13 protein-coding genes are annotated in these 13,674 nt (G+C 33.9%); 10 read left to right on the forward strand and 3 right to left on the reverse strand.

Translation table 11 applies throughout. The features are described from left to right. The first annotated feature begins 280 nt into the window (after positions 1–280). From FLP_RS08240 to FLP_RS08275, 8 genes are all read left to right on the forward strand, one after another. On the forward strand, positions 281–595 hold the full coding sequence (locus FLP_RS08240; protein WP_065449041.1) for a hypothetical protein: 315 nt from the start codon (positions 281–283) through the stop codon (positions 593–595). 228 nt (positions 596–823) lie between these two features. Further along, positions 824–1,513, forward strand: a complete 690-nt coding sequence (locus FLP_RS08245; protein ID WP_065449042.1) for a hydrolase — start codon at positions 824–826, stop codon at positions 1,511–1,513. A gap of 217 nt (positions 1,514–1,730) precedes the next feature. Beyond that, entirely contained in the window at positions 1,731–3,518 is a 1,788-nt protein-coding gene (locus tag FLP_RS08250; RefSeq protein ID WP_065449043.1) for an amidohydrolase, read from the forward strand. A 2-nt stretch (positions 3,519–3,520) separates the two neighbouring features. Continuing rightward, positions 3,521–4,888, forward strand: coding sequence for an alginate export family protein (locus FLP_RS08255; protein ID WP_065449044.1), 1,368 nt, complete (start codon positions 3,521–3,523; stop codon positions 4,886–4,888). A 145-nt stretch (positions 4,889–5,033) separates the two neighbouring features. Beyond that, positions 5,034–5,597 carry a 2'-5' RNA ligase family protein gene (locus FLP_RS08260; RefSeq protein ID WP_065449045.1) on the forward strand — a complete coding sequence of 188 codons (564 nt, stop codon included), beginning with the start codon at positions 5,034–5,036 and terminating at the stop codon, positions 5,595–5,597. A 219-nt stretch (positions 5,598–5,816) separates the two neighbouring features. Continuing rightward, positions 5,817–6,740 carry a helix-turn-helix domain-containing protein gene (locus tag FLP_RS08265; RefSeq protein WP_065449046.1) on the forward strand — a complete coding sequence of 308 codons (924 nt, stop codon included), beginning with the start codon at positions 5,817–5,819 and terminating at the stop codon, positions 6,738–6,740. Positions 6,741–7,025: 285 nt separating this feature from the next. Beyond that, on the forward strand, positions 7,026–7,751 hold the full coding sequence (locus tag FLP_RS08270; RefSeq protein ID WP_065449047.1) for an SDR family oxidoreductase: 726 nt from the start codon (positions 7,026–7,028) through the stop codon (positions 7,749–7,751). Positions 7,752–8,018: 267 nt separating this feature from the next. Further along, a complete protein-coding gene (locus FLP_RS08275; protein WP_065449048.1) occupies positions 8,019–8,783 on the forward strand; it encodes an SDR family oxidoreductase in 765 nt (254 codons plus the stop codon). A 153-nt stretch (positions 8,784–8,936) separates the two neighbouring features. Here FLP_RS08275 and FLP_RS08280 read toward each other — a convergent pair whose 3' ends face one another. After that, positions 8,937–9,413, reverse strand: a complete 477-nt coding sequence (locus tag FLP_RS08280) for a hypothetical protein (protein WP_244894295.1) — start codon at positions 9,411–9,413, stop codon at positions 8,937–8,939. A gap of 147 nt (positions 9,414–9,560) precedes the next feature. Here FLP_RS08280 and FLP_RS08285 point away from each other — a divergent pair, with 147 nt between their 5' ends. Continuing rightward, positions 9,561–10,277: a DUF4386 domain-containing protein gene (locus FLP_RS08285; protein WP_065449050.1), complete on the forward strand. Its 717-nt coding sequence runs from the start codon at positions 9,561–9,563 to the stop codon at positions 10,275–10,277. Between the two features lie 106 nt (positions 10,278–10,383). On the opposite strand, the gene FLP_RS08290 is transcribed toward FLP_RS08285, so the two are convergent. Both FLP_RS08290 and FLP_RS08295 read right to left on the reverse strand, forming a co-directional pair. Further along, positions 10,384–11,082 (reverse strand): LytR/AlgR family response regulator transcription factor, encoded by a 699-nt coding sequence (locus tag FLP_RS08290; RefSeq protein WP_065449051.1) that lies wholly within the window; start codon positions 11,080–11,082, stop codon positions 10,384–10,386. Then, positions 11,079–12,119: a sensor histidine kinase gene (locus tag FLP_RS08295; RefSeq protein WP_065449052.1), complete on the reverse strand. Its 1,041-nt coding sequence runs from the start codon at positions 12,117–12,119 to the stop codon at positions 11,079–11,081. Before FLP_RS08295 ends, FLP_RS08290 begins: the two co-directional genes overlap by 4 nt. 165 nt (positions 12,120–12,284) lie before the next feature. Between FLP_RS08295 and FLP_RS08300 the strand changes: the two genes are divergently transcribed. Next, the gene (locus FLP_RS08300) at positions 12,285–13,670 is read left to right on the forward strand and encodes a TolC family protein (RefSeq protein WP_065449053.1); all 1,386 of its coding nucleotides are present in this window, start codon (positions 12,285–12,287) and stop codon (positions 13,668–13,670) included. Positions 13,671–13,674 lie beyond the last annotated feature (4 nt).

Raw genomic sequence — 13,674 nt, forward strand, 5'->3', positions numbered from 1 at the left:
CTGAAACAGACACTTCGACTAAAGTTTTATTTCTTGTCCTAGATTAAGCAATGATTTTTGAGTTAACCAATACATTTGTCAAACAAATCATTAGTTCTTGAAAAAAGTTACTGTCTTAACCTGAAAACATTAAATCCGAGAAAATTATTTCTTGTTCTAGATTAAGAGAAGATCATTTAAATAACAAATACATTTGTAAAACAAATTACAAGTTCTATTAAAACTGAAAAACTAAAAAACTTAGCAACTTAGTTCGTTGTAGACTTTAAAAAAAGCGATTATGAAAACTCTTGAATTCTTATTACTTGGAAAAAACGAAGCGATACTGGCCATTTTACTTCGACTTGTAAATGCAGATGAAAACTGGCATGCAGTTGCTTTTCATCACGAGAATGAAGCTCAGGAATACTTTCAAAATCACAAAATCGACATTGTTCTTTTGAGTTCCGGAATCGAAGATCATGTCGAAAAAAAGTTCACTTCTTTTTGTTTAAAACAACAACCTGAAGTCGAAGTAATTGAACATTTTGGAGGAGGAAGCGGTTTATTAAAATCAGAAATCCTTCACCGATTACATCTAAAAGGTAAAATTTAGGTACCAAAGTTTCCTTTTTAAAAACCCAAAAAAGCTTTAAAACTTTTCATTTACGAATATCCAAAAACAAATTGGCGATATATCGTTAGGACATTTATTGCCTTTTTTGAAAAAATATTTAAAATCAAAACATTACAAACAAAGCATTTAATCTGAATGCAAAACACTGAAAATCAAATACAAAATATTTTAAAAAAACCTTTTTATTCACAACAAAAATAAATTATCATGAAAAAATTAATCCTTACCGCAGCTTTATTATTTGTAACTTTTATTGGATTTGCTCAAAAACCAAGTCCGGCACAATTAGATCCTTTCAACCACACATTAGTACTTATTGATTACGAAAGCCAAATGGCATTTGCAGTAAATAACATTCCAATTGATCAACTTCGTAATAACACCGCTTTGGTTGCCGGAGCTTCAAAAATATTCAAAGTTCCTACCATTGTAACAACAGTTGCAGAAAAATCATTTAGCGGACCCGTTTTTCGTGAAATCGAAGAATTTTATCCAAAAGCAACTTCCAATTACATCGATCGTACATCAATGAATACCTGGGAAGATATTCCTGCTCACAAAGCTATAGTTGCAAAAGGTAAAAAGAAACTGGTTTTTGCAGGTTTATGGACAAGCGTTTGTATTGTTGGGCCAGCTTTATCAGCAATCAACGAAGGTTATGATGTGTATGTAATTACAGATGCAAGCGGAGATGTTTCTAAAGAAGCACATGAAATGGCCGTAACCCGTATGGTTCAGGCTGGTGCTCACCCGGTAACTTCATTACAATATTTACTGGAATTACAGCGTGACTGGGCTCGTCAGGAAACTTATGTACCTGTAACAGATTTAGTTAAAAAATACGGTGGTGCTTATGGCGTAGGTGTTCAATATGCTCACGAAATGTTGAAACATTAATTAATTTTCAATTAAAAATTGGGAATTAAAAATTAAAAATCTACGATTGTTTTGTCTTTTCGACGAAGGAGAAATCACACATGAAACTCGACATCGATTACATATACTTATGGGGAGTTCTACTGCAATTCTCAAATATTTTTGATTTTTAATTCCTGATTTTTAATTCCTGATTTTTAATTAAATCCATTCAAAACCAACTAAAAATACCACAACCATGAAACTCTCTTTCAAAATACTAGCTTTTCTTTTCATCATTTCCCTGCCTGTTTTCGCTCAAGGCAAAAGAGCCACCCTTATCGTTCATCATGCTGTAATTCATACTTTAGACGATAACAACACGATTGTAGAAGCAATGGCCGTTTCGGATGGAAAAATCCTTAAAACTGGAAAAAACAGCGAAATTCTAAAATTAAAAGACAAAAACACAACTGTTATCGATGCCAAAGGAAAAGTAATTATTCCCGGAATATTCGATTCTCATATGCACATTATCCGCGGCGGAAGATTCTATAATACCGAATTACGATGGGATGGTGTTCGTAGTCTAAAAAGAGCTTTGGCAATGCTGAAAGAGCAAGCGCAGAGAACTCCAAAAGGACAATGGGTTCGTGTTGTAGGCGGATGGAACGCTTATCAGTTTGAAGAAAAAAGACTTCCTACTTTAGCAGAAATCAACGAGGCAACCGGCGATGTTCCTGCTTTTATTCTTCACTTGTACGGTCACGCTTACTTAAATAAGGCGGGTTTAGAAACTTTAAAAATTGATGCCAATACGCCAAATCCAAATGCGGGATTAATTGAAAAAGATCCTAACGGAAATCCAACCGGATTGTTAGTTGCAGAACCAAATGCTTTTATTTTATACTCGACTCTTGCTAAACTTCCTGAATTATCTGAGGAAGAAAAATTCAATTCGACCAAACAATTTATGACCGAAATGAACCGTCTTGGTGTAACAGCGATTATGGATGCAGGAGGCGGATTTCAAAACTTTCCTGACGATTATGGCGTAACAAACGGTTTGTGCAAAGACAGCGATTTAACCATTAGAATGCCTTATTATTTGTTTGCACAAAAAGCAGGAACAGAACTAAACGATTATACCAAATGGATGCAGACGGTTGAAATTGGCGAAGGCTGTGACGACGATCACCATGCTGATAAAGTGGAATATCATGTTCAGGGCGCAGGAGAAAATCTGGTTATGAGTGCCGGCGATTTTGAAAACTTCGACAAACCAAGACCGGAATTAAGCCCGGCAATGGAAGGGCAATTAAAAGAAGTTTTATCTTTATTAGTTAAAAACAGATGGCCTTTTAGAATTCATGCTACTTATAATGAAAGCATTACAAGATTTTTAAATGTTATTGAAGAAATCAACAAAGAAACTCCATTAAACGGACTTTTATGGTTTTTCGATCACGGAGAAACAGTTTCTGTAGAAAATTTAAAAAGAATCAAAGCCTTAAACGGCGGATTGGCGATTCAGCACAGAATGGCGTATCAGGGAGAAAGCTTCATTAAAAGATACGGAAAAACCGCTGCGGCAAATACAGTTCCTCTTAAGAAAATTTTAGAACTAGGCATTAAAGTTGGAATGGGAACTGACGGAACCCGTGTAGCAAGTTACAATCCGTGGGTAGGTTTATACTGGCTGACAACCGGAAAAACTTTAGGCGGTTTAAAATATATGAATGACGAAAATATCGTAGACAGAACGACTGCTTTAAAATTATTCACATACGGAAGCGCACAGTTAATCAATATTGAAAAAGACCGAGGAATGCTGGCAAAAGATAAATTAGCTGATTTTGCGATTCTTTCTGAAGACTATTTCAATACAGCCGAAGAAAAAATCTTAAACATCGAATCAAAACTGACAGTCGTAAACGGGAAGGTTATCTATGCCGATAATGACTTTAGAACCTTTGCAAACGAAAAACCAAAAGCGATTCCGGATTGGAGCCCGGTTAATTATTTTGGAGGTTATCAAAAAAACTAAAAATGAAAAATACAATCCGATTATTGGTGCTTTTGGGAATCTTTTTTTCTGCAAATGCACAGCAAAGACCAGTTTTTCAAAAGCTTCGATATGACGATAATGTAACGTATTTGAAAGATTCTACGAGAAATTGGTACGAAAAAATAAAATACATTCCGCTGAGTCAAAACAGTAACTATTATGCCTCAATTGGCGGCGAAGCGAGATTTCAATACACCTACACTGTAAATGATAAATGGGGAGATGATTCTGATGAAGGCGATGGTTACTTACTTTCTCGTTATCTTCTGCATGCTGATGTTCATTTGGGAATTTTCAGGACTTTTGTCGAATTGCAAAGCAGTCTGGCAAACAGTAAAACAGATCCAAGTCCCGTTGATCAAAATGAATTAGATTTTCATCAGGCTTTTCTGGATATTGATTTTATTAATACCGAAAACGGACGATTAACGTTACGTTCCGGAAGACAGGAAATGTCTTATGGTTCACAGCGGTTGATCGCGGTTCGTGAAGGCCCTAACAGCCGACTTGCTTTTGACGCGGTAAAATTATTTTACAAAAAAAACAATTGGCAGACCGATGCATTTTATACACATCCAATTGCTAATAACCCTGGCACTTTCAATGATAACTTTAATGAAAATGCAAAATTCTGGGGAAATTATACAGTCATACACAAAGTGCCTCTTATCCAAAATATCGATTTGTATTATTTAGGATTATGGAAAAAAAGAGCCGTTTTTGATGGCGCAGTTGGCGAAGAAAACAGACAATCTATTGGAACCAGAATCTGGAAAAACAAAGGAAACTGGAAATATGATTTTGAAGGATTGTATCAATTTGGAACGCTAAATCAAAAAACAATTTCAGCCTGGACACTTTCATCTTTTGCCTGTTATACTTTTGAAAACATAAAATTTACACCAGAAATAGGCCTTAAAACAGAGATTATTTCAGGCGACAAAAATTCCGGCGACAATCATTTACAAACCTTTAATCCTTTGTACCCAAGAGGCGCTTACTTTGGATTAGTCGCTTTAATTGGTCCTTCTAATTTAATTGATATTCATCCATCCATTAGTTTAAGTTTAAGTGACAAACTAGAACTGGGATTTGACTATGATATTTTTTGGAGACAAACATTAAGTGACGGTTTATATGCACCAAATATGCAGCTTTTATATTCTGGAGAAAATACAACAGAACGTTTTATAGGTTCGCAGTTAATTTCAAATTTAGAATATTCGGCTAACGATTTTCTATCTTTAACCTTAGAAACGGGCTGGTTTAATGCAGGGTCATTTTTAAAAGAAGTTGGTACTGGAAAAGATTATTTTTATGCTGCTTTGACTGCTCAATTTAAATTTTAATAATAACATAAAACACATCAGCTTAAAGAACTAGAGGTTCGATTTATTTTGTAGGGATCGATTTTAATCCATTCTGGACGAAGATTATTTTTACGTGAATTTGACAATGAAATTTAAATTTTAAATTTGCAGAAAAGCAGATGTAATGGAAAAGAAATATTCAGTTGTTTTTCATCCTTCAGAAGATGGAATTGAGATAATTAAAAAACTAAAATTAGAATTATTCAATAGAATTGGATGGTACGGCAGCTGCAATTCTGTCGCACATATTACAATTGGTGGATTTAAAGCAAATGAAAATCAACTTGCTAAGAACATACAAAAACTTTTTAAAATCGCTGACGCTTTAACTCCTGTTCAAATTCATTTAGATCATTTTGACGCTTATGAGGAAAGTCGGGCATTCTTTATATCTCCAAGTGAAAATTCTAAAGCAGACTTAAAACCTATGATGAAAAAAATTCAGGAAGCACTTCTCATTTCCAGTAAAGACAGAAGTGACGATCCTCATATTTCAATAGGACGAAATCTAGCGCCTGAAAACATCCAAATTGCCCGTGATTTATTTACTACAATTAATATGGAGTTTTTATGTGATGCGATTATATTAAGAGAATTTGATCCCATTAAAAGACAATATTTTATCTTAGAAACTTTTCCTTTTGGCAGTAATCCTCAGCCAGAATTAATTCAGGGGAGCCTTTTTTAACCGCAAGGTACGCAACGGTTTTACGCAAAGGGCGCTAGTAATTTCTCGCAAAGACGCAAAGTCGCAAAGAAAATAAACTTTGCGACTTTGCGTCTTTGCGAGATTAAATAATGCAGCTTTGCGAACATTGCGTAAAACCCTTGTGGTTAAATCCATCCAAAGCAAAGAACCTGAAACTAAAATCTATTTTTCGTATATTTGAATTTTACAATTCATCTTATGAAATCACTCGATTCATTTTATCAGGACATCACCGATGGTTCTTCTGTGGAACCAAGTTCATTATTACCCAATGACATCAAAAAAGAAATTGGGCATTTTAATGTATTTGACATTAAAGAACTCTTAGAACGTATGCAGGGGAAGTCAATAATGCCTTATGACAGAAGAGCTTATTATAAGATAAGTTTAATTAGAGGAAAAAACAGATCTGAATATGCAGATAAAATAATCGAAATCGAAAAACAAGGTCTTCTGTTCGCTACACCCAAAATTCCGTATAATTATGTTCCGCAAGACACCAATCAATCCGGGCAGTTTTGTGTTTTTACCAGTGAATTTTTATCCAAAAATAAAAGCGGAATCGATCTGGATGAACTTCCTATTTTTGCTTCAGACGGTTATCCTATTTTTCAATTGTCTGACGAAGAAGTCGAAGAAGTTGCTTTGATTTTCAATAAAATACAAAAAGAAATCAACTCAGATTACATTTATAAATATGATTTGATCCGAAATTATGTAGCAGAGTTAATTCATTTCGGACAAAAATTACAACCGATAACAGCGCTTTATTCCAAACATAATTCGGCAGCGAGAGTTTCTTCTTTATTTGCTGAATTATTGGAAAGACAATTCCCCATAGAATCTCCAAATCAAAGATTAGAATTAAGAACCGCAAAAGATTTTGCATCTCGTTTATCGGTTCATGTCAATCATTTAAATAAGGTTTTAAAAGAAAACACAGGAAAAACCACAACCGAATTAATCAGCAGCCGATTGACAAACGAAGCCAAAATTCTTTTAAAGCAAACGGATTGGAACATCTCTGAGATCGCTTTTTCTCTAGGTTTCGAAGAATTGGCGCACTTTTCTAATTTCTTTAAAAAACAAACGTCGTTGACACCTTTGGCTTTTAGAAGTTAGGTTGTTTTGTTTCAGGTTTCAGGTTTCAGGTTTCAGGTTTCAGGTTTCAGGTTTCAGGTTTCAGGTTTCAGGTTTCAGGTTTCAGGTTTCAATAGAACTTTGTCAAAGTTTAAAACTTTGACAAAGTTTCGCATTACGTTTTAGAATTTGGAATTTGGAATTTCAAAAAAAATTGGAATTTAATTTCCCTCTGATTTGAATTTCGCAAACATCGGTTTGATATTTACAATTTCCCAATGCTGCCTCACCCCTACCTTTGTCTTATCAATTTAAAAGATCGAAAAGATGAATTTATCAAACAACAAAATTTTAATAACAGGCGGTGCAAGCGGTATCGGACTTGGACTTACTGAGCGATTTATTCAGGAAAACAATACCGTAATTATTTGCGGTCGACGTGAATCTGTTTTGAATGAAGTAAAAGCAAAATTTCCTTCGGTTATTACAAAAGTATGCGACTTATCATTAGAAGAAGAACGAATTGCTCTTTTTAAATGGATCGAAGAAAATCATCCTGATTTAAACGTATTAATCAATAATGCCGGAATTCAAAAATGGGTATCAATTACTGATTCTGATTTCTACGAAAGTATGAAAAGTGAAGTTACAACCAATATTGAAGCGCCATTGCATTTAACGTCATTGTTTATTCAATTAAAATCGCTGACAACTGTAATGAATGTAACTTCCGGACTGGCATTTTCTCCTTTTGCAAAAGTTCCCGTTTATTCTGCTACAAAGGCGTTTTTTAGATCGTTTACACTTTCACTTCGCCATTTATTACAATCAAAAAATATTGAAGTCATCGAAATTATTCCGCCGGCATTGAATACAGACCTTGGCGGCGCAGGATTACACGATATGCATCCAAGCGTAAATGATTTCATTGTTTCAATTTTTGAACAATTGAAAGAAGGAAAAAGCGAACTTACTTTTGGAACCAGCGAAACGAGATTAAATGCTAGTGTTCCGGAATTAAAAGCGTCGTTTAATGCATTACACGGGAATTAATTAAAAATTGAGAATTAAAAATTACAAATCTGTGGCTGAATTTAAACACACAGAAACATAGTTAGTCGGAATGCTTAAAAAAGGCATTTCATTAACCTAAAAACACATAGCTATGTGTTAAAAACCTATGTTTTCTATGTGTTTAATTTTTTCACGCAGATTGAGCAGATTTTTTAATCAATTTAATCTTTTAATCTGTGGCAATATTTTAAATAATCAACAATCTATATTCTATAATCTATATTCTAAAATCTAAAATTTAAAAAAATGGCAGTAAATACAAAAATAGCGCTTGTGACAGGCGGAAGCAGAGGCTTAGGGAAAAACATGGCAATTGCAATTGCTAAAAAAGGAATTAACGTAATTATAACCTACAACAGCAAAAAAGACGAAGCCGATTTGGTGGTTAAAGAAATAGAAAATTTAGGCCAGAAAGCAGCTTCACTTCAATTAAATGTGGCTGAAACTGGAACTTTTGATTCTTTCTTCAAAAACGTAAATGACGTTTTAAAATCTACTTTTAAAACAGATAAATTTGACTTTTTAGTAAACAATGCCGGAATCGGAATTCACAATTCATTCGTCGGGACAACTGAAGCAGAATTTGATCAATTGACAAATATTCAGTTTAAAGGGCCTTTTTTCCTAACACAAAAAGGATTAAACGTAATGAATGACGGCGGCGGAATTGTAAATATTTCTACAGGTTTAGCTAGATTTTCTTTCCCGGGTTATGCGGCCTATGCAGCTATGAAAGGCGCAATTGAGACTTTAACTAAGTATCAGGCAAAAGAATTAGGGACTAGAAAAATCAAAGTAAATGTGGTTGCTCCAGGCGCAATCGAAACTGATTTTGGAGGCGGAGTTGTTCGTGATAACGAGCAAATGAATCAGCAAATTGCATCAGTAACGGCTTTAGGAAGAGTGGGTTTACCGGATGATATTGGCGGTGTTGTTGCCTTTTTATGTACCGAAGAAGCTCGTTGGGTAAACGCTCAGCGTATTGAGGTTTCTGGTGGAATGATGCTTTAATAAATTATTAATTGTGAATTAAAAATTATTAGATAAATAATAAGAATCAAACCTGTTAGATTTGGTTCTTAACATAAAACAAAACCCGATCAGATTAAAAAATCTATCGGGTTTTTCATTTAGAAATATATTGAGTTAGTAAGTATTCCAGATTTAATCTTTTTCGACGATTACATCAAAACCACCGTTTTTATCGAAAACAACATCATAAAATTTGGAGTCTTTTTGTATTCCTACTTCATAGGTGGTTTTATTTTTATCGTCTACCACGACGGCAATTTCTTTGATGGCTTTGGCCGGATAATTTTTCTTTAAATAGGCCTGCGCTTTTGGAGGGAGTTTGCTAAGCGGAATTTGAGATTCAAAAGCTCTTAAAACACCCAGATTATCATAAACTGCCAGCGCTTCTGTCATTGCATTTGTTTTAAATTTTGCCTCGTAACGAATTTCATCATCATCGTCACCAACATATTTCAGGTTCCATACCGGAACTTTCCCTGGATATTCTTTTTGAAAAGTAAACAATACTTTTTCTGGCGGAGTAACGATTTTATCTGGAGAAGTTCCATTTTGTCCTAGTAAAAAACTACTGTATAAAAAGGTAATAATAAAGAAAAGGTTTTTCATCATTATGGTTTTAAATCAACAATCCTTAAAATAACGTATTAAAATTACTACTTTATTTTGAAGTAAATATGAAATTGAAAAAAAATGTTAAAAGAAAGAGTAACATTATCCTAAATAAGCCGTCTTATATAAAACCAAAACCACAAAACAATGAGATTTAGTTTTAAGAATTTCGAAAGTTCACCACAACTTTATGCCCGTATAGCCGGAATATTATATCTGGTTATTATTTTGATGGGAATTGGTGCTGAAGCTCTTGTTAGAAATAAACTTTTTGTTTCCGGAGATGCCAATGCAACTGCAAACAATATAATGCATGCTGATTTTTTATGGAAAATGGGAATTACAGCTGATCTGATCATGCATATTTGCGATTTGCCCGTAATGATCATTCTGTATTACCTTTTAAAACCGGTAAGTAAGAAACTGGCCTTACTTAACTTGTCTTTTAATTTGATACAAACCGCAGTTTTGGTACTCAATAAATTAAATCTTTTAGCTGCATTATTCTTTTTGGGAGATGCAGAATATCTTAAATCTTTTACTCCGGATCAGTTGCATACACTATCTTATCTTTCCATCAAGCTACATGATTTTGGTTTCGGCATTGGATTGATCTTTTTTGGGTTTGTCTGTCTTCTTGAAGGATATTTAATTTTTAGATCAGTATACTTTCCTAAAACAATTGGCGTTTTAATGACAGTTGCAGGAATATGTTATTTAACGAACAGTTTTGTATTAATACTTGCACCACAATTTTCTAGTATTGCTTTATTAATGCCATGTTTACTCGCTGAATTATCATTCAGCTTATGGCTTATTTTTAAAGGAGTAAATCTATCGATCTGGAAACAAAAAGTAGCATAATAATTTTATAATAAAACCCGAGTAAAAATAAAAAAGCCTACAAGAAAATCATTGCAGGCTTTCATTTTAAATAATTGAATTAGTAAGCACTTATTTATTTCGGGTTTTATTTTTTTAACCTGTCGGATAATTCTCTTTTATAGGTAATCCCAACGGGTAATTTTTCGTTTTTAATGACAACAAAATCTTTATCTGTTGTTTCAATTTTATCCAGCGCTACAATGTATGATTTATGAATACGCATGAAATTTTTCTCCGGCAGACATTTCTCCAGTTCGCTTGTCGTAATCGAGGCCAGATAGGTTCTTTTGGTCGTATACAATTTCACATAATTACCAAAACTCTGCGCAAACAAAAGCTGGTCTAATTCGACATTCATCAAATAACCATCAACTTTAACGCTAACGGAGTTTACAACTGTTTCTTCTGTTTTGGGTTTTACATTTTCGGTGGCAAAAAAACGATCAATTGCTTTTAAAAACCTTGGAAAATAAATAGGTTTCAAAAGGTAATCAATCACACCATAATCATAACTTTCGAGAGCAAATTCAGAATAGGCTGTTGTTAGAATCGTTTTAGGATGAGTGGGAAGAATCTTTAACAATTCCATTCCTGATATTTCAGGCATATTTATATCCAAAAACATCAAATCTACGGGATTTTCACGAAGATAATCCATCGCTTCAATACCATTATAGCCCTGAAAAGCCAGTTCTAATTGTGGATTTTGCTTGATATAATTCGCTAACACATAATGCGCTGCGGGTTCATCATCTACAATTATACATTTTTTGGATTCTCTCATTCTACAAACTTTTTCAATTGTACTTTAAAATCTACAATGTAAGTGTTCTTATCGTCCTGAATGTCTAATTTATAGTTCTTTCCGTAAATCAAATTCAAACGTTCTATCGTATTTTTTAAGCCAATTTTGGTAGAAACCACATCTGTTTTTTTCGTAGGAATTGAATTCACTACATGAAGATGCAATTGTCCTTCTTCAACAGTAATAAAAATTCTGACATAACATTTTTCAATCGCGCAGGTTCCGTGTTTAAAAGCATTTTCGATAAAAGCAATCAACAGCATCGGCGAAATTTTATACGCATTTTCATTATCGATTTTAAAATCATATGTTATTTCGCATCGATATCCAACACGTTCTTTTTCGAGCTGTACATAACTGTTAATAAACTCCAGTTCATCCTCAAGAGAAACACATTTTTTACTATTACTTTCCAGCTGATAACGCATTAACTGCGATACTTTCATGATCAAATCAGGGGTTCTCTCCGGAAACTCCAGACTAATTCCATAAAGGGTATTAAAGGTATTGAATAAAAAGTGAGGATTTAATTGTCCTTTCAGAGAGTTCAGCTGCATTTCGTTAAACAACAACGTTTCATCTGTTTTTTTCCTGTGAATCCTGTAGAATTTAAATACAATTATTGGGCTCAAAATACAAACCAAAGTTCCTAAAACACTTGCCAATTGATACGCATAACTTCTTTGATGGGAGTTTTGATAGAGATGACAATTGCTAAACATATTGAGCATTGTGATCTCGTACAAAACCACCGAAAAGACAAATACGCCAAAAAGAGTTAAAATGATATAGGTTACAGGACGTTGGGTTTTGAATAATATAGGCAAAAGAAAGAAACGATTGAATTGGGCGTGCATGTATAAAACTAAGTAGAAAAAAACTCCCATTAATATGGAAGTAAACGAACTAAATAACATCCAGTCATTTTTTAACGTATAAATCGTAAATGAAAAGGCAACAACGGCAACTTCCTGCCACCATTTGTTATCCAATATGTTATCCAATTTTATATTCATTTTTAATACTTAAATAGTTTACAAAGTACGTACAAATATTTAATTTATATTTCCAAAAAATGACGAATTCAATTGGTCATTTATTATCGTAGTACATCATTTAAGATGACATATATCAGCTTAAGTAAAATAATTTTGTTGTATCAATTTCACACCACTAATTTTATGTACTTCAGAAAAATTACTTTATTAGTTTTCTTGATTTTTGCTTGTGGTAGTTATGCACAAACCTTGTCTTTAAAAGAAGCCATAAAAACAGGTTTAGAAAACTACGGTTCCATAAAAGCAAAAAACAATTACACCAATGCTTCACGCGAGACGCTCAAACAATCTAAGCGCGATTATTTACCCAATCTTAACTTATCAGCACAACAGGATTACGGAACTGTAAACGGACAAAACGGACCTCTGTATGGTTTTGGCGGTTTAGGAGTTGCTTCATCAGGATTGCCGTTACCGCAACAAAACTGGAATTCGGCTTTTGGTGCGCTTTATTTGGTCAACATGAACTGGGATTTTTTCACTTTTGGAAAAATACAGGAAAAAATCAACTTATCTAAAATTGATGTTCAGGCCAAAGAAAAGGATTTGAAACAGGAAGAATTTCAACAGGAAATTAAAATTTCTGCTGCTTACCTCAATTTATTGGCCAGCCAAAGATTATTGATTTCACAGCAAAAGAATTTAAGCCGTGCCGAAATTTTCAAGAAAACTGCCGTAGCCCGCGTTAAAAACGGATTATTAGCAGGAGTCGATTCTACATTGGCTACAGCCGAAGTTTCAAAAGCCAAGATTTCTTTGAATCTTGCTAAAAATTTCGTGAAGGAACAAAACAGTAAACTGGTTGACTTGATGGGGGTTGCACCTCAGGATTTCGTAACAGATACTTTATTTGTAAATGATATCCCAAAAGAGGTTTTAAGAGGAACTGCAACTTCAGACAGTTTACATCCTTTATTACAATTATACAAAACGAAAATTGATTATAGTAATCAACAAGTTAAACTATACAAACGCTTTTATTACCCAACAATGACGGCTTTTGGAGTTTTACAAACCAGAGCTTCCGGATTTGATTCGGCTTATGCGACAGATCAGACTGCTTTTACCCGAAATTATTGGGATGGCGTAAATCCCGATCGTACGAATTACTTAGTCGGAATTGGAATTAGCTGGAATTTAACGACTCCGTTTAGAATGAGCAAACAAGTAAGTGCCCAAAAATATGTTTCGCAAGGTTTACAGGAAGAGTACAATCAGGCAGACAGAGAACTAAAATCGCAATTGAAACTAGCCGAAGATAAAATACAAATTACACTTGACAACTTTGCCGAAGCACCAATTCAGGTCGATGCAGCTAAGAAAGCGTATTTGCAAAAATCGACTTTATACAAAAATGGTTTGACTGATCTTACTGATATTACACAAACCTTATACACGCTAAATCGTGCCGAAATCGACCGTGATATCGTGAATAATAATGTGTGGCAATCGTTTTTGCTTAAAGTAGCAGCGACAGGCAATTTTGACTTATTTATAAATGAATTTTAATTAG

The sequence above is a fragment of the Flavobacterium piscis genome, from assembly GCF_001686925.1.
In the GTDB taxonomy this organism is placed as follows: domain Bacteria; phylum Bacteroidota; class Bacteroidia; order Flavobacteriales; family Flavobacteriaceae; genus Flavobacterium; species Flavobacterium piscis.